Source organism: Flavobacterium algoris (genome assembly GCF_048158525.1).
Classification (GTDB): domain Bacteria; phylum Bacteroidota; class Bacteroidia; order Flavobacteriales; family Flavobacteriaceae; genus Flavobacterium; species Flavobacterium algoris.
Genome location: NZ_JBLNKT010000007.1, coordinates 12,454 through 37,579 on the forward strand (window position 1 = coordinate 12,454; position 25,126 = coordinate 37,579).

At 35.9% G+C, this 25,126-nt stretch carries 19 protein-coding genes and 1 tRNA gene; 10 read left to right on the plus strand and 10 right to left on the minus strand.

Annotated elements, in window-relative coordinates:
- Window positions 1–49: 49 nt before the first annotated feature.
- The 4 genes from ACM55I_RS05400 to hflX form a co-directional block, all read right to left on the minus strand.
- A complete protein-coding gene (locus ACM55I_RS05400) occupies window positions 50–499 on the minus strand; it encodes a VOC family protein (protein ID WP_416845739.1) in 450 nt (149 codons plus the stop codon).
- A 143-nt stretch (window positions 500–642) separates the two neighbouring features.
- A complete protein-coding gene (locus tag ACM55I_RS05405; protein ID WP_416845740.1) occupies window positions 643–1,197 on the minus strand; it encodes an REP-associated tyrosine transposase in 555 nt (184 codons plus the stop codon).
- Window positions 1,198–1,549: 352 nt separating this feature from the next.
- Entirely contained in the window at window positions 1,550–2,014 is a 465-nt protein-coding gene (locus ACM55I_RS05410; protein WP_416845741.1) for a hypothetical protein, read from the minus strand.
- Window positions 2,015–2,386: 372 nt separating this feature from the next.
- Window positions 2,387–3,631 carry a GTPase HflX gene (gene hflX, locus ACM55I_RS05415; protein ID WP_416845742.1) on the minus strand — a complete coding sequence of 415 codons (1,245 nt, stop codon included), beginning with the start codon at window positions 3,629–3,631 and terminating at the stop codon, window positions 2,387–2,389.
- A 526-nt stretch (window positions 3,632–4,157) separates the two neighbouring features.
- On the opposite strand from hflX, the gene ACM55I_RS05420 reads away from it, so the two are divergent.
- A complete protein-coding gene (locus ACM55I_RS05420) occupies window positions 4,158–5,804 on the plus strand; it encodes a DUF6377 domain-containing protein (protein ID WP_416845743.1) in 1,647 nt (548 codons plus the stop codon).
- A gap of 313 nt (window positions 5,805–6,117) precedes the next feature.
- The gene (locus ACM55I_RS05425; RefSeq protein WP_416845744.1) at window positions 6,118–8,235 is read left to right on the plus strand and encodes a glycoside hydrolase family 97 protein; all 2,118 of its coding nucleotides are present in this window, start codon (window positions 6,118–6,120) and stop codon (window positions 8,233–8,235) included.
- Between the two features lie 72 nt (window positions 8,236–8,307).
- On the opposite strand, the gene ACM55I_RS05430 is transcribed toward ACM55I_RS05425, so the two are convergent.
- The 6 genes from ACM55I_RS05430 to ACM55I_RS05455 all read right to left on the minus strand — a co-directional run bounded on the left by ACM55I_RS05430 (window position 8,308) and on the right by ACM55I_RS05455 (window position 17,230).
- Entirely contained in the window at window positions 8,308–8,769 is a 462-nt protein-coding gene (locus tag ACM55I_RS05430; protein WP_416845745.1) for an FKBP-type peptidyl-prolyl cis-trans isomerase, read from the minus strand.
- A gap of 78 nt (window positions 8,770–8,847) precedes the next feature.
- Window positions 8,848–10,308 carry a DUF5689 domain-containing protein gene (locus ACM55I_RS05435; RefSeq protein WP_416845875.1) on the minus strand — a complete coding sequence of 487 codons (1,461 nt, stop codon included), beginning with the start codon at window positions 10,306–10,308 and terminating at the stop codon, window positions 8,848–8,850.
- Window positions 10,220–13,057: a carboxypeptidase-like regulatory domain-containing protein gene (locus ACM55I_RS05440; protein WP_416845746.1), complete on the minus strand. Its 2,838-nt coding sequence runs from the start codon at window positions 13,055–13,057 to the stop codon at window positions 10,220–10,222. The genes ACM55I_RS05435 and ACM55I_RS05440 overlap by 89 nt, the downstream gene beginning before the upstream one ends.
- Window positions 13,058–13,463: 406 nt before the next feature.
- Window positions 13,464–14,675, minus strand: coding sequence for an MFS transporter (locus tag ACM55I_RS05445; RefSeq protein WP_416845747.1), 1,212 nt, complete (start codon window positions 14,673–14,675; stop codon window positions 13,464–13,466).
- A gap of 214 nt (window positions 14,676–14,889) precedes the next feature.
- Window positions 14,890–15,930, minus strand: a complete 1,041-nt coding sequence (locus tag ACM55I_RS05450) for a Gfo/Idh/MocA family oxidoreductase (RefSeq protein ID WP_416845748.1) — start codon at window positions 15,928–15,930, stop codon at window positions 14,890–14,892.
- Window positions 15,931–16,159: 229 nt separating this feature from the next.
- Window positions 16,160–17,230, minus strand: coding sequence for an NADH:flavin oxidoreductase/NADH oxidase (locus ACM55I_RS05455; protein WP_416845749.1), 1,071 nt, complete (start codon window positions 17,228–17,230; stop codon window positions 16,160–16,162).
- 198 nt (window positions 17,231–17,428) lie between these two features.
- Between ACM55I_RS05455 and rseP the strand changes: the two genes are divergently transcribed.
- The 8 genes from rseP to ACM55I_RS05495 all read left to right on the plus strand — a co-directional run bounded on the left by rseP (window position 17,429) and on the right by ACM55I_RS05495 (window position 25,101).
- Complete coding sequence (gene rseP / locus ACM55I_RS05460) at window positions 17,429–18,772, plus strand: RIP metalloprotease RseP (RefSeq protein ID WP_416845750.1); 1,344 nt, start codon at window positions 17,429–17,431, stop codon at window positions 18,770–18,772.
- A gap of 138 nt (window positions 18,773–18,910) precedes the next feature.
- Window positions 18,911–18,984, plus strand: a tRNA-Asn gene (locus ACM55I_RS05465).
- A 230-nt stretch (window positions 18,985–19,214) separates the two neighbouring features.
- Window positions 19,215–19,670, plus strand: a complete 456-nt coding sequence (locus ACM55I_RS05470; protein ID WP_416845751.1) for an Arm DNA-binding domain-containing protein — start codon at window positions 19,215–19,217, stop codon at window positions 19,668–19,670.
- An 11-nt stretch (window positions 19,671–19,681) separates the two neighbouring features.
- Window positions 19,682–19,906, plus strand: coding sequence for a hypothetical protein (locus ACM55I_RS05475; protein ID WP_416845752.1), 225 nt, complete (start codon window positions 19,682–19,684; stop codon window positions 19,904–19,906).
- 54 nt (window positions 19,907–19,960) lie between these two features.
- The gene (locus ACM55I_RS05480; RefSeq protein ID WP_416845753.1) at window positions 19,961–20,257 is read left to right on the plus strand and encodes a hypothetical protein; all 297 of its coding nucleotides are present in this window, start codon (window positions 19,961–19,963) and stop codon (window positions 20,255–20,257) included.
- Between the two features lie 400 nt (window positions 20,258–20,657).
- A complete protein-coding gene (locus ACM55I_RS05485; protein WP_416845754.1) occupies window positions 20,658–21,716 on the plus strand; it encodes a sensor histidine kinase in 1,059 nt (352 codons plus the stop codon).
- Complete coding sequence (locus ACM55I_RS05490) at window positions 21,713–22,465, plus strand: LytR/AlgR family response regulator transcription factor (protein WP_416845755.1); 753 nt, start codon at window positions 21,713–21,715, stop codon at window positions 22,463–22,465. The genes ACM55I_RS05485 and ACM55I_RS05490 overlap by 4 nt, the downstream gene beginning before the upstream one ends.
- Window positions 22,466–22,614: 149 nt before the next feature.
- On the plus strand, window positions 22,615–25,101 hold the full coding sequence (locus ACM55I_RS05495) for a TonB-dependent receptor (RefSeq protein ID WP_416845756.1): 2,487 nt from the start codon (window positions 22,615–22,617) through the stop codon (window positions 25,099–25,101).
- The last annotated feature ends 25 nt before the right edge of the window (window positions 25,102–25,126 follow it).

A 25,126-nucleotide genomic window follows, 5' to 3' on the forward strand; every position in this document is an offset into this window, starting at 1 on the left:
TCTTGTCTAGTCCTGAAATACTCCGTTTTAGGCATTCGTTGTTTTCTGCTTATACTTTTCCGTTATATTTTGGGTCAAAATCCACCATCCATTCAATACCAAATTTGTCTCTAAACATCCCAAAATAGGTACCCCAAGGACTGTCGCCAATAGGAACTTCAATATTTCCGCCTGCTGAAAGTCCGCTAAATAACGTATCGGCTTCTTCACGACTTTCTGCGCTAATAGCTATTTTAGATCGGTTTTCATTTTCATTTACTTGACCCATACTTTCTGGAACGTCATTGCCCATCAAAGTATTTTGGCCAATAGGCAAAGCAATGTGCATTATTTTATTTGCTTCATTTTCTGCTACTGGATATTCAGTCCCGAAGTTTCGGGATGATATATCTTTAAAACGCATAATCTTCGCGAACTCTCCACCAAATACTGATTTGTAAAAATTGAATGCTTCTTCGGCATTTCCGTTGAAGTTAATGTAAGGATTGATAAGTGCCATAATTATAATTTTTTAAGTTGTTGTTTTTATTTCTTATCCAAATAGCTGAGTGCAGGATCCTCCACTGGTGCTCGTTTGCAACGAACACCTACTTACTTGTGTGAACTAAATAAAGCGTTTGCAACGCGGCTATTATAAACAGATTACCATAAAGATTCGACATTTACATTACAAAAAATAGTATTGTCTTCTTCATAATTCCTATAACTACTGTTTACATAGTCTCTTTCATAAAAAACGATTTCGGCTTCAACAGGATTATAATGTATGTAGTTTACACGCTGTTCTACTTTTTCTAAAGTATCCAATATAACAGGATGAAAACCATCTTGCCATACTTTATAATTTTTAGCCCTTCCAGTTTTTTGAGCTTCAAAACTAAATTTACGTAACAGCCATTCTCGCCTGCTCTCAGGATGTTCTTTAATCGCTTCTATCAGTTTTTTTGAAGTGAATTTTTTAAAATCCCGAATAACATTTTGTAACTCACCATCAAATGCTGTTACAATTAAATGAATATGACTAGTCATATATACATAAGCATGCACACTCAATCCTTTTTCTTTGATACAATAATTTAAGGATTCATCTAAAATAGTACAATAATTAGGTCGTACGAATAAATCTACCCAATCTACAATTGTTATAGTAATAAAAGTAGGCACTGTACTATCAATGACTTTGTATTTCTCAGACATTTTTTTTCAAATATATTGATTTTAAGGAACTCTACTATAAAATAGATTATTTAAAGACACTCCGCTTTATGCGATCCGCGTTGCAAACGCTATAATTTGTCTCTTAATTTATGTAGGTACTCGTTGCAAACGAGCACCAGAGAATGTGGACAAACGAGCGCTAGTGGAAACTCCTTCTTTAGCGATCCGCGTTGCAAACGCTATAATTTGTTTCTTAATTTAAGTAGGTACTCGTTGCAAACGAGCACCAGAGAACGTGAACAAACGAGCGCTAGTGGGTCTTCCAAATACAAATCAATTTTTCCATTAAGCCAAATCCCCAAATTGCTTGTAGCGTGTGTTAGCGGTAGTTTTATATTTTTCTACCTGCTAATTCAAAAATGTCTTTCGTTTCAAAAGTTCCATCAATATTAGTGGGAATAAGAGTAAAGTTTACAACATTTGATTTTCTTTCGGCTTTATTTTGAATATTTGTAAACATTTCTAATAGCTCTTCATCAGTAAATTTAACATTCGCAACAATTTCATTTCCATACTTTTTATAACTTTCAGTTGAAGGATGAAAATTAATTATCAATGTTGGCTTATGTCCATAATTAGTTAATATATCTTCTTTTGTCCAATGAAGTTTTTCATTAAGTTTTTCATCTGCCCATTTTTCAATGTGAGTTAATTGAGCTTCAAGATGTATAATGTTTTGCTCTTCAACTTCTGTTAAATTTCCGTTACTTTCTAGATTCTGTTTTATGGACTTAAACATTTCATACATCATGTAAACAGCTCCTTGGTCCATAGAGTTAATGTCGATTATTTGCATAGTTTTTTATATTAAAAGGTTTGTGTTTTGCATGTGAGTTGTGAAAATTACTGCCAACTTGTATATATGTATGACAAACTCATACAAAGCCACCCAATTTTAGGTAGATATGTATCACAAAAGTCAGACTTTATTAGTTTTCAAATATATTGATTTCTTCTTACAAATAGTCTAAAAACCCGAAATAGCAATTATATCCACGAGAGCCCGCATGAAGGATGGTAGCGGAAATCCTTTTATGCAGCACAGCGAAATAAAAGATTGCAGCGAACAGCCTGACGCAGCTGTAACGCAGAGGAAGCTGGGACATGCCCAAAAAAAATCCCTCTTGAAAATATCAAAAGGGATTGTATGCATTATATTTTGGAGAAATTAATCGATTTCTTCTTTTTCTTCTTTCTCCACAGCATCTTTATAATCGGGATATAAAAACTTATTGTACGGAAAACGGGTGATGTGAATGTGTCTCACCGCTTCGTAAACACGTTCTCTGAATTCCTCGAAATTTTCTTTGTTGGTTGCCGAAATAAACAACGCATTTTGTTCTCCTACTCGGCTCATCCAAGTCGATTTCCATTCTTGCAAAGTGAAATGTCTCGGTGTTTTTTCGGTCATTAAATCATCGTCATCAATAGTAAGCGGTTTATAAGCGTCAATTTTATTGAAAACCATAATTATTGGTTTGTCATTGGCTTTGATATCCAATAACGTTTGGTTTACCGATGCGATATGATCTTCAAATTCAGGATGCGAAATATCAACTACGTGCAATAACAAATCAGCTTCGCGAACCTCGTCCAGTGTACTTTTGAAAGAATCTACCAGTTGTGTCGGCAGTTTTCGAATAAATCCTACGGTATCCGAAAGTAAGAAAGGCAGGTTTTTGATGACTACTTTTCGAACAGTCGTATCCAAAGTGGCAAAAAGTTTATTCTCTACAAAAACATCACTTTTCCCTACGGCATTCATCAAGGTTGATTTCCCAACATTGGTATATCCCACCAAAGCCACACGAACCATAGCCCCACGATTGCCGCGTTGCACGCCCATTTGCTTGTCGATAGTTTTTATTTTCTCTTTCAATAACGCGATTCGGTCACGAACAATACGCCTGTCGGTTTCAATCTCCGTTTCCCCCGGTCCACGCATTCCAATTCCCCCTTTTTGACGCTCCAGGTGCGTCCACATTCCGGAAAGTCTTGGTAATAAATATTGGCATTGCGCTAATTCTACTTGCGTTCTTGCGTACGAAGTTTCGGCACGTTGCGCAAAAATATCCAAGATAAGGTGCGTTCTGTCCAGAATTTTACATTCCGTAATAATTTTAGATATATTTTTTTGCTGTGAAGGCGATAATTCATCATCAAATACTAAAGTCGAAATATCATTTTCTTTTACAAAAAGATGAATCTCTTCAATTTTTCCAGTTCCAACAAAAGTCTTGGGATTAGGACGTTCCATTTTTTGCGAAAAACGTTTCACAACTTCACCACCTGCGGTAAAAGTTAAAAACTCTAATTCGTCAAGATACTCCTTTAGTTTCTCTTCACTTTGGTTTTGAGTTACAATACCAACAATAGCCGTTTTTTCGAAATTTATTACTTCTTTTTCTAACATGTCTTTGAATAAGCTACAAATTTAATGATTTGTCAGGGACTTATCTAGTTATGGGTTTATAAAAAATTAGAAGCCGTGAATATTGATAGTTTTTTGGTCGAGCCAAAAAATAGATTTATGAAAACTTTCTATAATGATATAAATTCAGCCACAGATTAGCACCGATTAAACGGATTTCTCTTTGTCATATAACTCTGTAGCAAGAAAGACATACTGTCCCAATTAATAAAAAGAGTTTTTGCCACAGATTGGAAGGATTAAAAAGATTTTTAAAGCTACGTGATAAATTAATCTGTGCTAATCTGTGGCAAATAAATTTAGTGCTTTATTAAATTTCAGCCATTACCGATGCTAAAAAACGAAGAAAATTTTTGCCACGAATTACACAAATTACCACGAATTAGTATTTAATTTTAAAAATTAGTGTAATTCGTGGCTAAAAAACAACGCTCCTGAGTTTGCGCATCGTACTTTAGTTGTTAATTTAGATTTTTAATTATTTTTACATGAATTTAATTCCATTTGAATGCATCGATTTCTGACAATACTTATTGCATCATTATTTCCCGTTCTTCTTTTTGGGCAAAATAATTTCGATTCGCTGTTGGATGAATTGGATCAAAGGGTAGCTGATTACCAATTGTATTCGAATAAAAAAGAGAATGAAATAAAGAATCTCAAAAGACTGCTGCAATACACTTCGACCGATCTTCAAAAATATGCCATTTACGGAAAATTGTATGGGGAGTATAAATTGTATCAGTCCGACTCGGCATTGATTTACGCCCGAAAGAGTTTTCAAATAGCCGAAAAATTAAATGATGCCCGAAAACGGAATGATGCCCGATTAAATCTGGCTTCCATCATGGGAACATTAGGAATGTATAAGGAAGCAACGGATATTCTTAACACCATTGACATCAACACTTCGCCCGACTTAAAAGGCTATTATTTTACTGTAAATAGTGTGGTTTATGGGTATATGTCTGATTATGCGGCTTCGCTTCAGGAAAAAGAAAAGTATGTTTTATTGACCAAAAAGTACCGTGATTCCTCCTTAAATTTTTATCCAACGCAATCAAGTGCTTATATTATGGCGAAATCCAGTACGCTTCTTGACACGGGAAAATATAACGAGACGCTACATTTATTACTAAATTATTTTCCAAATATTGCTCCTAACAGTCCTGACAAAGCTGTTATTTCCTATATTATTTCGCAGGCATATCGCGAAAAAAAAGACCTTGTACAGGAGAAAAAATGGTTGACCATTTCTGCTATTTCTGATTTGCAGTTGGCCAAAAAGGAATATATTTCGTTGCGTTCCTTGGCTTTTCTAATGTATAAAAACGGAGATATCGACCGCGCTTATAAATATATAAAACGGTCCCTCGAAGACGCGCTTTTTTGCAATGCGCGTTTACGGACCTATGAAATATCTAAGATGCTGCCCATCATCAACGAGGCGTATCAAAAACAAAATGAAACCAACCGACTCCAATTAATGCTGTTTTTGATAAGTGCCAGTATCTTATCGGTGTTTTTGTTGGTACTGCTTTTTTTACTTTTTAAGCAAATGAAGAAATTGTCTAAAGCAAAACAGGATTTAAGTTTGGCTAATACCAAGCTTTCTGAACTGAATACCGAATTAAATACATTCAATGAAAAATTGAATGAGACCAATTATACGCTGACCGAAGCCAACCTTTTGAAGGAAATATACATTGGCCGTTACATGGACCAGTGTTCAGACTACATCGGTAAGTTAGACGAATACCGCCGAAAATTGAATGTAATGGCAACTACGGGAAAAATGAACGACCTCATCAGTGCCGTAAAATCGAAACAGTTTGTCGAAAATGAGCTTAAGGAATTTTATACCAATTTCGACAAAACGTTTCTACAGCTCTTCCCTAATTTTATCGAAGAGTTTAAAGCTTTATTGGTTGATGATGAAACAACACAATTGAAAGAAGGAGAACTGCTGAATACGGAATTAAGAATTTTTGCTCTGATCCGTTTGGGCATCAAAGACAGTGCAAAAATTTCAATATTCCTTCGCTATTCGGCATCTACAATTTACAATTACCGTTCACAACTCAAAAATAAAGCAGCGGGTCCACGTGAGGAATTTGAAGCAAAAGTAATGCGAATAGGAACTAGTTTAAAATAGAAAAAATCTGTTTTTCAAGACGGTCTTGCAGGTTAAAACAATCTAGAAGACTTCTTTTTTATTATAAATACACTACTTTTTTTAAACAATAAATTTACATAATAATCAGTTATTCAGCATATTGCATATTTAAAATAGAAACACAATCTACTTTTTTAGAATGATGAAAATATGTAGCGCATAAAGGGTTTACTTTTACTTTCTCGAAATTCGGAATTTGGATTAAAACTTTGAGTTTTTCAATAAATCGATTTCGTGAAAATCACATTCTATTACCAAACCTGAAAAATTAATTATTAAATTCTATTTAAAAATGAAGCAATTTCTTTTTACAGCCTTACTTTGGCTCGCTTTTTTTAACACTGCAAATGCACAGCAGTTAAAATCACCGAATGAAAAATTTGTAATGACCTTTTCATTACAAAATGACGGAACACCTAGTTACAGTTTAAATTACAAAGGCAAAGCAGTTGTAAAACCAAGTAAATTAGGTCTTGAGCTAAAAAATGATAAAAAATCATTGTTAAATGATTTTACTGTTATTGATACTAAGACATCCACTTTTGATGAAAACTGGAAACCAGTTTGGGGAGAAGTTGCCTCAATTCGCAATCATTATAACGAATTAGCCGTAACCTTAAACCAGAAAGAAACCGACAGACAAATTGTTATTCGTTTCCGTTTGTTTGACGATGGTCTTGGATTCCGTTATGAGTTTCCTTCGCAAAAAAACCTTACTTATTTTGTAATCAAAGAAGAAAGAACCCAATTTGCAATGACAGGCGATCATACCGCTTTTTGGATTCCTGGTGATTATGACACCCAAGAATACGATTATACCACCTCAAAATTGTCTGAAATTAGAGGCTTATCAGAAAAAGCTACTACTGCAAATGTTTCTCAAAAGTCTTTTTCTACCACAGGAGTTCAGACTTCGCTTATGCTAAAAACAGGTGACGGATTGTATATTAATTTACACGAAGCAGCCTTGATCAATTATTCTTGTATGCATTTGAATCTAGATGATAAAAACATGGTATTCGAATCTTGGTTGACACCAGATGCAAAAGGAGACAAAGGATATATGCAGGCTCCAAGTCATTCGCCTTGGCGTACCATAATCGTTAGTGATGACGCAAGAGAAATTCTGGCCTCAAAAATGACATTAAACTTGAATGATCCTTGTAAAATCGAAGATACTTCCTGGATAAAACCAGTTAAATATGTAGGTGTTTGGTGGGAAATGATTACCGGAAAAAGCTCCTGGGCGTACACCGATGAATTCCCAACGGTGCAACTTGGCGTTACTGATTTTGCAAAAGCAAAACCAAATGGCAAACACGGTGCGAATACTACCAATGTAAAGAAATATATTGATTTTGCAGCCAAAAACGGTTTTGATGCGGTTTTGGTCGAAGGTTGGAATGAAGGTTGGGAAGACTGGTTTGGTCATTCGAAAGATTATGTTTTTGATTTTTTAACTCCGTATCCAGATTTTGATGTTAAAGGGCTACATGAATATGCAAAATCAAAAGGGATTAAGATGATTATGCACCATGAAACTTCAGGATCAACTCGCAACTACGAGCGTTATATGGACAAAGCGTACCAATTCATGAAAGACAATGGGTATGATGCGGTGAAAAGTGGTTATGTAGGTGATATTTTGCCAAGAGGCGAAAATCATTACAGCCAGTGGATTGTCAATCATTATCAATATGCTGTCGAAAAAGCAGCCGAGTATAAAATTATGGTCAATGCGCACGAGGCTATTCGACCAACGGGTATTTGCAGAACGTATCCAAATTTAATTGGTAATGAGGCCGCGAGAGGAACCGAATATCAAGCTTTTGGAGGTTCTAAACCAAATCATGTAACGGTATTGCCTTTTACCCGTTTAGTGGGAGGACCTATGGATTATACTCCGGGTATTTTTGAAATGGATTTAAGCAAAATAAATCCTGATAATAAATCACATGTGAATAGTACGATTGCGAATCAGCTGGCTTTATATGTAACTATGTACAGTCCGTTGCAAATGGCAGCCGATTTACCTGAAAATTATGACCGATTTGCGGATGCATTTCAGTTTATCAAAGATGTAGCGGTAGATTGGACTGACAGTAAATACCTTGAAGCAGAACCGGGTCAATATGTTACCGTTGCGCGTAAAGCAAAAGTGACTAATAATTGGTTCATTGGTAATGTAAACGGAGAAACTCCTCGTACCTCAACAATCAAATTTGATTTCTTGGAAAAAGGAAAAACGTATGTAGCCACAATTTATGCAGATGCTAAGGATGCGCATTATAAAACAAATCCACAAGCCTATACGATTCGTAAAATGAATGTGACCAACAAATCAAAACTGGCACAGTTCAGTGCTCCAGGCGGAGGTTATGCGATCAGTATAGTTGAAACCAAAAAATAATTAAGTACAAAAGGCTGTCTAGAAATAGACAGCCTTTTTATTTTGGTGTTATTAGGAAAGAAAAACAAATGCCTAATTCACTGAAATAAGTTTAACTTCAAAAACAAGTACAGACCCCCCAGGAATAGGACCGCTATCATTACTTCCATAACCTAAGTGAGCCGGAATTAAAAGAATACCACTTCCTCCTACTTTAAAGTGAGGAATTCCTTCTGTCCAGCCTTTTATTACTTGATTCAATCCAAATGAAATTCCTTCCGCTTTACTTTCATCAAATACATTTCCGTTTGTAAAATAACCTTTATAAGCCACCGTTACATTAGACGTTGCGGTAGGTTGAGTTCCAGTACCGGCTTCATTAACCAAATAATACAATCCTGAATCGGTTCTTGTAGCAGTCAAATGATTTTTAGCGATATAATCAACAATTTCTTTTTCATTTTGAACGGTATAATCAACAGGTTTAGATGTTCCAGCATCTGATAAGCAAGAAACAAATAGTATAGAAACTAATGCTAATAAAATAGATTTCATAAATTTTAATTTTTAAGATTGCAAATATATAAAATACAAGCTACATAAATTGTGTTTTTCACTGCTATGTGTCCAATATTAATTCCCAAAGACCTGCACATCATCCACTTGAAAAGCACCGTCCAAAGCCAGATTTTTCCCGGAACCTGTATATTTGAATGCAATATTGATTTTGCCTTTATAAGAAGATAAATCTATTGCACCACTCCCTATAAATTGATACCAAGGTGTGGCTTGTTTTGGTAATTTTGCCAAAACTGGAATCCAAGTTGCAGTAGCCACATTCAATCCGTCAAAATTAGTGGAAACATAAACTTCCAAAGAATTCAATGAGGAGTCTACATCTAAATGATGTTGTGCTGCTCTAAAAGTCAAGATTTCATTAGTGTGTTTGTCCATGTCGATTTTTGGAGAAATTAACCAAGCTACATTCGAAACTACCTTTGCGCCTGAAATATTAAATTCGGCATAACCGTTTCCGGAATATACGGTCCCTTTCCAAGAAAGCGCTCCTTTTTGGACAATATTTGCCCAACCCGGAAGACTCAAATTTGATTTATCAATAACCGTTTCAAAATCTTGAGAGAAAAAAGGAGCTGCTCTAGTTCCAGTCATCACAACATCTTTCTCGGAGCGCGGTAATAGTTGATAATCCGTTCCAAATTTTGTTAAAACCCCTCTTACTTTTCCACTTCCATTTGGAACTATACTACTCGAAAAATCAGCGAAACTACTGGTTCTAAAATACACTTGATTCCCTAATTTATCAATCAAGCCCCAATTGGTTGCGCCACCCACATTATTGGTTTCCTCAAAATAATGGCGACCAATAGCATCCGCCGTAAACTGAACATCAGATAATTCAACCAAAGTATTCAAATTAGAATCATTCAATACATCTTCCATCGAAATTGTTTTCACAAGAACATCTTCGCTAACTGTGGTACAAGAAGCATTCAGCACTTTTTTATAATCATTTTGGGAAAGCCGCCCCACGCCTCCTTCATTGTAAGAATTGACAAAAATATTACCTATGCGCATGCCACCAAATACAATATCAGTGTATTGATCTTTTAGTTTTAAATATACTTTATTGCCCACTCTATAGTCAATATACAAGTTTGTAGCATCCACAGGAACACTAAAACCTATAGCTGGGGTTATCGCTGTTGCCAAAGTTTGAAAGGAAATCGACTTGAAAAAATTCCCCGATTCATCGCTGGAAACAACGTACGCTTCTATGATGTCATCATACTTATATTGAGTTACAATTACATTAGCATTTTCCCGAACTTCGGCGACAGTTCGGTTTACGTTTAAATCTGGCTGGGTACACATTAATTTTGGAATAGCTACTTCATCGTTTACGCAACTGGTAAAAGCAATTGCTATTACTATAGAAAAAAATAGGGAATTGAAAATTAGTTTCATGATGTTTCTGTTTTCAAATTTATAAATTGATGGAAAGATTGACGAAATAAGTCCTCTCGTACCCGTAAAAATATTTGTTGCCAAAAGATGGTGTTCCACTGGAAACATCCTGGTTGCGTTGCCTGAAATTGGCGTTTCTGGCCTGTTCATAACCTCCAGTTTTATAGGTCACATCAAGCACATTATTGATGCTGGCAAAAAAACCTACATATTTACCGAAAACTCTCCATGATTTTCCGCCAACTATATTTAACAATGTTGTTGGAGCAAATTTTTCCTGTTGTAATAATTCCTTGGCTCTTTCTTCGGTGGCTTCCGGAAAGGAAAATCCACTGGCGGGATTGATGAAAAAATGATCCGTTCTGGCAATGGGAGAAACATCAATATAACTATTTGTTAAATAATTTAGATTCACCCCAACCCACCAAAATTTAGGATCCCGATATTCAATTCCCAACGAATAAGCTTGTTGTGGCGAACCCGGTTGTTTGTAGTTTTTCAATGCTGCGGTTCCAAAATTGAAAACAGGATTCGTGTTTTCTATGGAAGCTTCGGCATCATTGGTCACCCTTACATTTGGATTACTATCATAAGTATATTCCCCAAAACCTGCGGAAAAAGTAGTTTTCAACGTTGAGTTTATTTGGTATTCCAGACTTAATTCGGTGCCTCTATTCTTCTTGTTCAAATGCGTCAGCGTCTGACTCACAAATGCGCTCGTATTGTTATATCCCGCACCATCATCAAAAATTCCTTCAGCGTAAAAGAAAGAAGTTTGCGTGGCATTTTTTATCAACGTATAAAAAGCGGTAAGTCTCGCTTTGAATCTTGGAGAACGATAGCTATAACTGGCATCCATACTGCTTATGTTTTCACTTTCCAAATTATCAACAATCCTATTATTTAATCGGGAATTCGGGAAAGTATTCCTGATTGTTGGGGCTTTCTTCAAATGCGCTCCGTTAAAAAGCAACAATTGTCTCCCCGATATTTTATAGGTCAGTCCTCCTTTGAAACCAAAATTTTCGAATGTGGCTTTCTCACTTTTTCCAAAGGAATTGGTTTCGTAAATTCCATTTTTGTACAACCCTTCTCTTTGATAATTGGTGCTTGAGAAACTTTGCGCCAGATAAAAATCTACTTTATTGTACGAGAATTTGAATTGTGTAAAAGCATCGAGCGTATTGGCAACATAATTATAATTGTATCCGTATTCGTCGCCAACAACCACTTGACGGTTTGGATTATTCAAGTCTGATTGCGATTGGTTTCCGTTATAAAACCCGTCAATGTCTTCAAAATAAGCACCGCCCAATACATCCAAAAGCTTTTGATAATTGTGTGATTTCAAGTCTTTGAAGGAAGCTCCGGCTGTTAAACTAGTATTTTCGGTCAATTGGGTATTGAATGTTGATATCGCCACGATTGTTTTATCATCGGTTCGATCTTCGTATATAACATACTTGCTTTTGGAAGGTTCGTAACCTGAAATTATTCCGTTTGCATTAACAATTGGGTTTTGATTGGCTCGGTACATCGCGTTCCAATCGATTTGCTGATTCGCTAAAAACTGTACTTTGCTTTTTTCCGAATTCTCCAAATCTGGTGTAAATTCACCTGAAAATTCCCCGTTATCTGAATCGTAATGCGAACTGTAATAACTTGGCAGTTTTCTATAATAGGTCGGATCCGGACTGTTAGCATTTTGATAATCGATGTTGGTGTTGCCGATTTTTCCAAACTGATACATCAAACTGGAATTCAAATTTGTATGATCGTTTATTTTAAAAAAATGATTCAGCATCACAATAGGTTCCTCGATAGTTTTCATTCTTGAATTTCTCTTATTCCCATCTTGAAAACCCCAATAGGAATTGTATTTCCCGTTGGTTAATTGGGTAACTTCGGTAGTATTTGGGGAATTTTTGCCTCTTGAATTTGGAGTATAAAAAGCCGTAAAGTTTAAGGAATGATTCTCGTTCAGTTTTTTCTCCACACTTATAAAGGCGGAATTGGCATCGTAATTCGCTCCTTCAAAATAACCTTCCTGTGCCCATCGCTTTCCTGTCGAAACTACAAATGCCCAGCCTCGCGCATTCATTCCGGTAGCATAGGTTCCCATCATACGCCAACTGTAATTGGTATTGGTACCGGAAAATGAAATTCGGGTACCGAGTCTGTAAATGGAAGCGCGGGTATTGATTTCCTGTGTACCTAATATTCCGCCAAAAGTATAATCAGAAGGAGCGGTTCCTATGGAAAATTCCTGATTACGGAGCGCATCATTGAGTCCGCCCCAATCGCCCCATTGCGGTCTGCCATCGTACAATTTATTCATGGAAACGCCATTAATCATCATCGTGGAATGCTCGCTATCCAACCCTCGAATCCTAAAACGGGCTTGCCCCCAATTGAAAGCCGCCGCTTGCTGAAAAGCATCTTTGGAGGATTGCAAAAGCCCCGAAGTGCTTTCGGAACCGCTGTTGTCATCGCTCAAATCACTTTCGGAAAGTGCTATTAAACCAGTTTCTTGTTCAGAAGTTTGGTCTTCTTCTAATAGTATTGTGTCTAAATCGAGTATTTGTCCCGCTATAATTTCAACTGGAAATAAGGCATCCTTGTACCCTTGACTGTGAAATAAAACCAATTGTTCGCCTGCGGGAACAGTTTCAAATCTAAACTTTCCGTCAATTGTTGTCACCTGCATTAAATTTGTATTTTGAATGGTAACGACAACAGATGCCAGTGGTTGCTGGGTTTTGGAATCGATAACTTTTCCTGAAATGCCTGTTTCTGGCTGTGCAAAAGCAAAAGATATTGCAACAAAAAAGAAGAGAATTAGGGTAATTTTTTTCATAAGCACATTATGTCTTTTATAAGCGAATGAGAATACGCCAATGAATAAAGATTCTTTATCCCAAAAAGAGATAAAGAATAAAATAATGGGAAAATGTTTTTGGAAATTAGAATTTGATACCGAATGAAATTCTGCTGAAAGGCGTGGTGTTTAGAATTTCTAATTGTAAATATAAGAAAAAAACTATAAACATATATTTTTTAATAAAATAAATCTTATATTTTTAAAAAACCGTTTTACAAACTATTATGATTGCAAAAGTTCTAAAGAATTAAAAACGTAATTGATAGCCCCGATGGGAACAAGTATCCTTTTTTCTCGTTTTTTTACGAGACAAAAGATACTGTGTACAGCGGGTGTGAACGCTTTTATGAAAAAAGGGAGGTTGTGCTCCTAAAAAAAAGGCTTATTGAATTGCCTTGATTCTGGAAACCATGAACGCAATCAAAAACCCAAAAACACCTATAAAGGCGAATGAAAATCGCAAGCTGTATAATTCAGCAATGTATCCTATAACTGGAGGGCCCATTAAAAATCCCAGAAAACTTACACTGGAAACGATTGTTAAAGCTTCACCAGGAGGAACCGTTGGGTTTTTTCCTGCAATGCTATATAAAGTAGGAACAATGGTGGAAACTCCAAGTCCAACAAACATAAATGCAATAGTTGACGGAATTAGGTATGGAAAAAATACTGATGTAAATAATCCCAGTGAAATAATAATTCCGCTGATTTGCATTACTGGTTTTCTTCCAAATTTGTGTATCAGACCGTCACCAAAAAAACGTCCTCCAGCCATCATAATCATAAAAGAAGTATAGCCTAAAATCACTAATGGTCCGGGTGCTTTGATAACATCTTTGAAATAAACACCGCTCCAGTCAAACATAACCCCTTCGCTGGCCATGCAGCAAAAACCAATTATACCAAGCCAAATTAAGGCACTGTCCGGTTTTGTAAATAATTTTTTCTTTTCGGTTTTGATTATTTCTTTGGCTTTTATCAAGAATTTATAATTAAAAGCAATCATCAAAAGTACAATTCCAGCTACTATTAAAAAATGTTCATACGGCGTTAGTTCGAGTGCCAGCATTCCTAAACCAACTAATGCACCAGTAAATCCTGCAAAACTCCACATCCCATGAAAAGAAGACATAATGGTTTTCTTGAAAAGTTCTTCGGTATAAACCCCCTGAGTATTTACGGCTATGTTTGCCAAATTTCCAAATATCCCAAATACAAATAATCCAAGTGATAATTGCCAAGCCTGAGCAGCCAGTCCAAGATTTGTTAAACTAAAAACGTAAAATAATAGCGATAATATAAGGATACGATGACTCCCGAAACGGGTGACTAATTTTCCGGAAAAAGGCATAACTACCAATTGTCCTAATGGAACTGCAAATAATATTGACCCTAACTCTCCTGAACTTAAATGCAATGCTGTTTTGATATCCGGGATTCTACTTGCCCAAGTGGCAAAACATAAACCCATTCCAAAATAAAACATCGAAACCGCCCAACGAATTCTGTTCAAATAAGAAATCTTGGCATCTTTATACGTTTTTTTGAATTTTGCTTTGGTTTTGAACCTGCCTAAAAAGTTTAAATCTATCAAAGGATTTGATTTTAGAGTTTTATACCGTCAAAAGTACAAAAAGCAATCGTTCATTACGTCTAAACAACGCATCCCGTCAAAAATATATCGTTATTGTTTATAAAAAAGGAAGGTATTTATTACAAATTAAAAGTGATAACCGCAAATTTACTAACTCATCTGCATGTTTTAAATTGGCAAATTGCGGTTAATTTTTACATTCATCGAATGAAGCCTACAAATTAATTGCTTTCTTTTGGGCGCTACTTTGTATTGCCGCTTCAATAATTTGCATGACATGAACCCCGTCCTGGGCCGTTACCGGCTCTGAAACATCATTTGAAATAGAATTATAAACACCATCAAAAAAATCATAATAATTACCTTGAAGTGTTTCCACTTTTACGTTAAAAATGTCGTTATCAATTTCAGTATGCAAAGTGCCTTCTTTACTCTTAGGTTCTTTGCCCCAAGAGTCTAAATTTGGTTTTTTTCCAAGCTTCAAATCATCTTCCTGTACATCGCCACGCGGTTTCAGGAAAGAACCTTTTTTCCCATGAATTATAAAAGACGGAACGGCTTCTCTGACAAAAAATCCCGCTTTCAATCGGACTCTAAAATCAGGATAATAAAGCAAAATATCAAGATAATCGTCTACCAAAGAATGTTCTCGCGTGATTCGAATATCAGCAAAAACCGATTCAGGTAAACCAAATAAGCACAAGGCCTGATCAATTAAATGCGGGCCTAAATCCTTAAGAATTCCTGCGCCTGAATTGGCAGTTTCTTTATGTGATTTTGGACTCAACAGCGGATTGTAACGATCAAAATGGAATTCGGCTTCTACAATATCACCCAATTTCTTCTCCAGAATAATTTTTTGTACGGTTTTGAAATCGCTGTCCCATCTTCTGTTTTGGAAAACGGCCAGCTTTACTCCTCTCTCTTTTGCCACAGCAGCTAATTCCTGTGCTTGGGCAACAGTTGTGGTAAATGCTTTTTCGACAATGGCGTGTTTTCCGGCAAGCAATACTTTTTTGGCGTATTCATAATGCGTCTCCACTGGCGTATTTACTATCACTAAATCGACATCGTCTTCGAGTAAAGCCTCCAATGTGGCATAACTTTTAACCGAAGAATAATCCTCACGTATCAATTTTTTACTTCTTTCCCAAGAACCAATCAGTTCAAATCCTTTATGAAATGATATAAACGGAGCGTGGAATACTTTTCCCGACATTCCGTAAGAAAGTAAAGCTGTTCTTATTTTTTGCATGTGCTCTTTTTTTTAGTCGCAAACGAATTTATAACTTTTTATTTAAACCTTATACGAACTTCCATTCCTTATATGATTAATTGTTGAAACACATAAGGAATGTAAGTTTATTGAAGAATTGGTTTTTGATCCCCATTTGAACCTTTTGTTCGATATAAATGTTAAAAAGAACCTCGAATCCGCTCGATTTGACATGGAAAACTACGTGTTTTCAATGGTAATGGTGCAATTATTTATTTTTGGCTCTTTCGTATTGTTTTGGCCATTGGATATCCGCCTGAAGTTCCTCGGCAAATTTCAATCCTAAATTTGGATTTCTAAGCGATTCTCTAGCGAATAATACTAAATCAGCTTTCCCTGAAGCAACAATTTCCTCGGCTTGAGCGGCTTCGGTTATTAAGCCAACTGCGCCAGTCATCATTCCGGTTTCCTTTTTTATACTTTCCGCAAAAGGAACTTGGTAGTTTGGACCTAACGGAATTTGTTGGTGTGAGACTAATCCTCCCGAAGAAACATCGATTAAATCCACTCCTTTTTCTTTTAATATTTTCGAAAGCTGTACCGATTCCTCCAAGTTCCATCCGCCTTCTGCCCAATCAGTCGCAGAAATTCTAAAGAATAAAGGCAAGTTTTCCGGCCATTCCGATTGTACCGCTTCCACAATATCCAGCGTAAAACGGATTCGGTTCTCGAAGCTTCCTCCATATTCATCGGTTCGTAAATTAGACAAAGGCGAAAGAAACTGATGCAATAAATATCCATGGGCCCCATGAATTTCCAGTACTTGAAAACCTGCTTGAACGGCTCTTTTAGTACTCGCTTTAAAGTCGGAAATTACTTTTTCGATTCCCGCTTTGTCTAATGGGATAGGCGTTTTTTCATTATCATGATAGGCGACAGCGCTTGGCGCTACAGTATCCCAACCGCCTTGGGTTTCGTCTACTTTTCTGCCTCCTTCCCAAGGCGCAGCTGCACTGGCTTTTCTTCCAGCATGCGCCAATTGGATTCCTGGAATTGAATTTTGACTCACAATAAAACGATTAATTACTTGCATTTTTTCGATTTGTTCGTCTTTCCAAAGTCCCAAATCCCCTGGGGAAATTCTACCTTCGGGAGAAACTGCAGTCGCTTCCTGAATAATTAATCCTGCTCCGCCACTGGCACGACTGCCCAGATGCACGAGATGCCAATCATTAGCAAACCCATCTGTTGCCGAATATTGGCACATTGGGGAAATAACAATTCTATTTTTAAACGTAGTATTTTTTATTAGAAGTGAAGAAAATAATTTTGAAGACATACGATATATTTTAATAAATTTTTAAATGAAGTCAACGGAAAATCCGTTTCAAAAAAGTAAAGTTAAGGGACATAACCGAAAGTAAAAATTGAATTTTAATTAATTAACAAACATTTAAAACGGTACGGTACAATTATTGTAAATTAAACAAATAGAAAACCTTACTTTTGTAAGTTGTAAAAGAACTAAAATTAAAAAATGGACATAGTTATAAAGCTTTCTCAATTTTTATTGAGCTTATCATTACTTATTATACTTCACGAATTAGGACATTTTATTCCTGCTAAATTGTTTAAAACCAGAGTAGAAAAATTTTACTTGTTTTTTGATGTTAAATACTCTCTTCTAAAAAAGAAAATTGGCGAAACTGAATACGGTATCGGTTGGCTGCCTTTGGGTGGTTATGTGAAAATTTCCGGAATGATTGACGAAAGCATGGACAAAGAGCAAATGGCTTTGCCACCTCAACCATGGGAATTTCGTTCTAAACCGGCTTGGCAACGTTTGATTATTATGCTGGGTGGTGTTACTGTGAATTTCATTTTGGCCTTCATCATTTACATCGGAATGGCATTTGCTTACGGCGATATCTATATTGCTAACTCCGATTTGAAAGACGGACTTTTGATCGAAAATAAAGCCATGCAAAATGCAGGTTTCAAAACGGGTGACCGAATCCTTTCTATCGATGGCGAAAAAGTAGCACGTTTTGATAATGGAATCAACGCCAAAGTAGTAATGGGAAAACATATCCTTATTGAAAGAAATGGAACTGAGCAGTCTATAACAATGCCAAATGATTTTGTGGATCAATTATCAAAATTTGAAAAAGGCCCATTAGTGTCTATCAGAATGCCATTTGTTATTGGAGCTGTTGCTGCAGATTCTAAAAATACTGCGTTACAACCGAAAGATATTGTTATTGCACTTAATGGTCAAAAAACAAAATACTTTGATGAAGCCAAAACAGTTTTAGAAAACAATAAAAACAAAACGATCACTGCTACCGTTTTAAGAGACCAAAAAGAAGTTCAAGTGCCCGTTATTGTTTCTAAAGATGGAAAACTAGGAGTGCAAATTGGAGGTTTAGGAATGGAATCTCTAGAAAAGTTAGGATACTACAAAGTAAGTAAACAAGAATTTGGTTTCTTGGAATCTATCCCTGTAGGATTAACAAAAGGGAAAGACCAATTAGTAGGGTACGGAAAACAGCTGAAAATGATTTTCAGTCCAAGTACCGGAGCTTACAAACAAGTAGGCGGTTTTAAAGCCATATTTGACATTTTTCCTAATACTTGGAGCTGGGAAGTTTTCTGGACTATCACCGCTTTGTTATCGATAATGCTTGGTGTAATGAACTTATTGCCTATTCCGGCACTTGATGGTGGCCATGTAATGTTTTTATTATATGAAATTGTTAGTGGTAAAAAACCAAGTGATAAATTCCTAGAGAATGCACAAATGGTTGGTTTCGTATTACTTATAACACTGTTACTATTTGCTAACGGAAACGACATTTACAAGTCAATTCTTGGGAAGTAAAAAAAATTAAAAAAAGTTTTATTTTTGCTTGCAGAAATCAAATTAAGCCCTATCTTTGCACCGCTTTACAAGTGAAACAAACCTCAATAATAAGCACACAAAAACGTTCATTCCTTACCAGAATAAAAATATACAGTTTCCTTCTTAGCTCAGTTGGTTAGAGCATCTGACTGTTAATCAGAGGGTCCTTGGTTCGAGCCCAAGAGAGGGAGCTTTTTAAAAAGACTTTACAGCAATGTAAGGTCTTTTTTGTTTTAAGGCTATAGTGAAAGCGGGACTTCAGGATGTTTTATTATAAAAGGGAGATTTTGTCATTTGACAGCTTTGACAGGTTTTTTGATAAAAAAAGGTTCCCATAGAGGTTCCCATCTAAAATATCGAGGTTCCCATTTTAAATTCCGAATTGTTATACCAATTGTTTAACTCAAAATCAATTGGAAACATGCACCAAGAAAAAACTACAATTCTATTTGTAATCAGTCCGACTAAAATCAATCAAAAGGGTTTATGCCCTCTTAATTGTAGAATCACTCTCAACAAAGAACGGAAACAATTTACTACGGGACTTTTTGTAAACCCAAATTACTGGGAGAATAAACTTCAAAAAGTCAACACTCAAGATTGTAACTCCAAATTCCTTAACGCTCAAATTGAGCAAATTCAAATCAAGATAAACAACATTGTATTAGTTTTTCAATTGCAAGGTGAAAATTGTACTCTTGATAACATCTATAATAAATACATTGGCGTAGAAATCAAAAAGAAGGAATATGTTCTCTCCTATTACAAACAGTATCTCTCCAAAATCAAAAAACTCGTAGGATTAGAAATTAAAGACAACACCTATAATAAATTCGTTTATGTGGCAAGTATAATTCCGTTTATAAACGAAAACTAAATCCGTTGAACATGAAAAAAGCACTTTTATTGAGTACCCTTATTATACAAATCACGGGACTATTTGCTAAAAAATTCACATGGGATAAGCACGAATTTGAAGCCGTAAATACCAAAGTAGAAATCGTAAACATGGACGATCTTCAAGTCTTAAAAGTGCAGCGTGATTTAATTGCTTTTCCTTTTGACGAAAAAAACATAGACACTTCTACGGATGGCCCTACATACGTTAAATAAACGGATGTTGCTATAGAGAATGGAACGATTGAAGTTAAAATGTTAAGCCGAATCATGGAAAATTCTCCTTTTCCGGCTGCACGGGGATTTATAGGAGTAGCGTATCGGGTAGATCAAGAGAATAAGAATTTTGATGCTATCTACCTTCGCCCAAGTAATGGTAGAGCCGATGATCAATTGAGACACAACCACACCGTTCAATATTTTTCCTATCCGGGAAATACGTTTAGCCGATTGAGGAAAGAAGCAAATGGTTTGTATGAAACCTATGCTGACATCGGATTAAACGAATGGATTGATGTGCGCATTGAATTTCAGAAGGAAAAAGCCTTTTTATATATCAATAACTAAAAATCGCCTTCATTTATCGTTACTAAAACGCTGGGAACTTCTAAAAAAGGCAGTATTGCCCTTTGGGTTGAAATAGGAACAGTAAGATATTTTAAGGATTTGAAAGTAACGAAGAAATGATTGATTCATAAATTCGATGATTTTTGGATAAAAAACCTGACAGCAATGTCGGGCTTTTTTATAGCTAAAAAATTACAATTTCTTTTTATGTTTTCCACCAATTCGTTGACCAGATTAAATTTGTACTTTTCACATATCCATCTACATTCTTAAATCAAAATGAAGCCTTTCCATTTTTTCTCAGATGAACTAGGGCTATCTGTCGACATTCTATAGGAAACTGCCGATTTCGATTTTAGGACTTAATAAATTCCGTACATTTATTTTTAAATTGTACCTGATGAAACCATTTTCAGTTAAAGATATTTCGATTTTTTCAAAAGCTATACTCTTTTTTGGACTGCTTATAGTCCAAAGTATGCCACTATATATGAATATTAGCTTTCCAATAGAATTTTGGATAAAGCAAATGTTTATGTATGTTATATGGATTATAGTATTTTATCTTACCTATAAAATAATCATCCCTACCCTTTTATTTCAAGGCAGGAACGGTTTTTTCTTTATTGCGATATGCCTTCTGACACTATCGGTTCTGTACATTAGTGATACTTTCAACTCACTCATAAACCTTGATGCCATTTTAAATCAGCATTTTAAAATTTCGAAAAAAGACAACATGCATGGTGCTTTGATATCAAATTTAAGCGAAATCATAATAACTTTGTTAATGGTGGGCGCCAGCACTGTCATAAGCGTTGCCAAAAAACTGCAAGCGGAAACCCAAGTGCGTCAAAATCTTGAGAAGGAAAAAGTCACTTCGGAATTATCCTTCCTGAAATCCCAAATCAATCCTCACTTTTTTTTCAATATCCTGAACAGCATTTATGCCTTGGCGGGTACAGAAAACCAACCGGCACGGGAAGCCATATATACGTTGTCGCACATGATGCGGTATGTCCTTTATGACACTAAAAACAATCTGACAACGCTAAGTAAAGAAATAGCTTTTGTAGAAGATTACCTTAAATTGATGGAACTCAGAATAACGGATAAAGTACAGGTAATATTTGAGAAGCCTACAAATATCAAGGATGTTGAAGTAGCGCCAATGTTGTTTTTACCATTTATCGAAAATGCCTATAAGCATGGAATAAGCGGTATTTATCCAAGCTATATTTATATCGGAATTGAGCAGTCCGAAAAATTACTGCAAATTGAAGTCCGCAATTCGATATTTGAAAATCAAACCCTAAGTAAAGAAGAAAGCAACGGAATTGGTTTAATCAATACCCGCCGAAGACTCGATTTGATTTATCCCGGCAAGTATGAATTATCCACTACTGAAGACACCCTTCAAATGGAATATTCGGTAATCTTAAAATTACAAATCTCATGATATTAAAATGTATCGCAGTTGATGATGAACCATTGGCGTTGCAAATTATAGTTTCTTATATAGAACAAACGCCATCCTTATCATTAGTGGGACAGTTTTCGAATGCAATCGAAGCATTAAAAGCAATCCATGAACAGGATATTGACCTAATTTTTCTTGATATTCGAATGCCGGACATAAACGGAATTGAACTGGCTAAGATTGTGGAACAATACCGTGTAAAAGGGAATTTAAGAATCATATTTACAACAGCTTTTGACCAGTATGCGCTTGATGGTTACAAGGTTGATGCGCTCGATTACCTTCTTAAACCTTTTAGTTTTGTTGATTTCAGTAAATCAGTAGCAAAGGCACTTGGTTATTTCGAGCTCATCCGAAACCCAGAGCAGGAAATACGAAAATTTAGTCCGCCAATTCCCGAAACTGAAGTAGCTTACATTTATCTGAAATTTGAATATCAGCTCGTTAGAATCGCAGTTGATGATATCATTTATATAGAAAGCATGAAAGATTATGTGAAAGTATTCCGGCTCAGCGAAGACAGGCCTTTATTGTCACTAACAAGTATGAAATCACTTGAAGAAAAGCTTCCTGAAAATAAATTTATGCGAATTCACAGGTCTTATATTGTCTCATTGGATAAAATAAAATCCGCTACAAAAAACTCCGTCCAAATTGACAAAATTACCATTGCTGTAACCGATCAATACAAAGACAATTTTATAAAATTTTTCCAAAATTGGGCTTAAAATTTTGAATCACTAAAGTTCCGTCGACGTTCTCCGCCTCTCTGTCGAATGTGTTGGTATTTGTTCCTGTTAAGATGTTGCTTTGTCCCGTAATCCAAACGAATTTGTTTAAAAATTCCAATGGATTCAGAACTTAAAATATCTTAAAAATGAAAAAAATCATCCTTCTAACCGTAATGTTTTTTGCTGTTGTAACTGTAAAATCGCAAACTTTTACCGGAACGAATAGCTTAAAGGGAAAAATTTCTGGTACCGTAATCGATTCGATAACTAAGGCTCCCATAGATTATGCTTCGGTAAGTCTTTACAAAATCAACTCTACTAAACCCATAACGGGCGTTTTGACCGATGCTGCAGGAAATTTCAAATTGAATGAAATTCAGGCCGGAACGTATACCGTTACCATTTCATTTATTGGTTACAATGACAAAACTATTAAATCAATCCTTACAACGGATGCAAAGTTGGATCTTGAAATTGGGAAAATAATTCTAAGTCCTGAAACAAATACACTTGCAGAAGTTGTAGTCATAGGGAAAACGCAACAAGTGACGAACAAGATTGACAAAATTGTTTACAACGTAGAAAAAGACTTGACAGCAACTGGTGGTAATGCTACAGACGTATTACAAAAAGTACCTATGGTAAATGTAGATATCAACGGTAATGTTTCTATCCGCGGAGACGCAAATGTGCGTGTGTTAATCAACGGAAAACCTTCAGGAGCTACATCAGCTAACCTTGCTGATGTATTGAAAACAATACCTGCAGACCAAATCAAAAACATCGAAGTGGTTACTTCACCATCAGCAAAATACGATGCCGAAGGATCCGCCGGAATCATAAACATTATCACTAAACAAAAAAGCACTTCCGGTATAAGTGGCTCTGTAAGTGGTGGGATTGGCACAAGACAAAATAATTTTAACGCTAATGTTAATTATAATAAAAACCGTTTCAGCCTTTCGGCAAATGTTGGGTTCAACAATGGCTGGCCACAAGAGTCCGCTTCCGAATCGAATCAAATTTTAAACAACAGTACCGCCAACAGTTTGCAAACGAGTAAAGGTACTAACGAAGTAAAACGTAGTGGCGTAGTGGCATCTGTAACAGCTGGATATGATTTTAATACTTTCAACAGTTTAAGCACCACTTTCCGATATAACGACGGAGGATTTAAGCGAACAGGCACGAGTGAAAATACCTTTACTGATTATCTGAATAACGCGAACAGCAGCATTTATACTGGACAAAGCAGTGCAAAAAACTCTTTTGGAGGATTTGACTGGAATCTTAACTATAGCCATAAATTTGCAAAAGAGGGACACGAACTTACATTTTCATCACAATGGAGCCATAGTTTAGTCAATACCGATTATCAAAATATGTATTCCAGTTTTTATACCAATCAAAAAGCAAATAATGACGGAACAAATAATGAATACACACTCCAATTGGATTATACCTTGCCGGTAACCGAAAAGTTCAAACTGGAAGCCGGAGGTAAAACTATCATCAGAAAGATTTCGAGCGATTTCCAAAATTATGTTCCTGATGCACAAAATGCATTTGTTTATGACCCTATCAGTTCTAATTTATACAATTACGACCAGGATGTTGCGTCGCTTTATACAGTAGGAACGCTAACTTTACCCAAAGGTTTTACCGTAATGGCAGGCGCTCGTTTTGAAAACACAGCCATCAAAGGTGATCCTACGAATGCGCTGCAAACCGATTTAAGCCCATTCAAAATTGACTATGGAACCTTTATTCCAAGCTTTACGTTACAGAAAGCATTGTCACAATCGGCTTCTTTAAAATTGACGTACAGCAAACGTATTTCAAGACCAAGCTTTACGTACCTCAATCCATTTATCAATAAATCAAACATTCAAGCACAAACACAAGGAAATCCAACCCTTAATCCTGAAGTTTCACAAACCGTAGAATTTGGGTACTCCACATTTTCGCAAAAGCGTAGCCTGAACATTTCGGCGTATTATAAATATACTTCAGACCTAATTGAAGGTATTGCAACACCTTTATCAGATGAGACAGGAACAATCACCAATTATCAAAACATTGGGAGCAATAAATCTTTTGGAATGAGTTTTTTCGGTTCCGTAAATCCGTTTAAGATATTGACTTTACGTGGAAACTTTAATGCCTTTACGTACAAACCAGATCCAACTGGACTATACAACTTGGAACAATCCACGAATAGTACAACAATTCAATATTCTGCTTTCGTGAGTGGGACACTTCAATTAAAAAAGGACATTTCAGCTGAAGCTTTTGTAATCCAAAATTCTTCTAAGAAAACCTTGCAAGGTACCAGTCCCGCTTTTAATCTAATGGTATTTGGAGTCAAAAAACAGTTTTGGAACAAAGCAGCATCATTGGGAGTTAACATGGTATCACCATTCAAAAAGGATTTAGAATTTAAACAGAATTCAAGTGGACAGGGATTCAGTCAAACCAGTATCTTTAAATTTCCAATACGCTCTTTTGGAGTTACATTCAGCTATAATTTTGGTTCAATGAAGTTCACCGGAGCCAGGAAGAAAGGGGTTAGTAATGATGACCTTAAAGAAGGAGATCAAAACAATCAGGGAGGTATGCCTGCAATGAAATAAGACAATAGTAAGTAGAGCAACACTA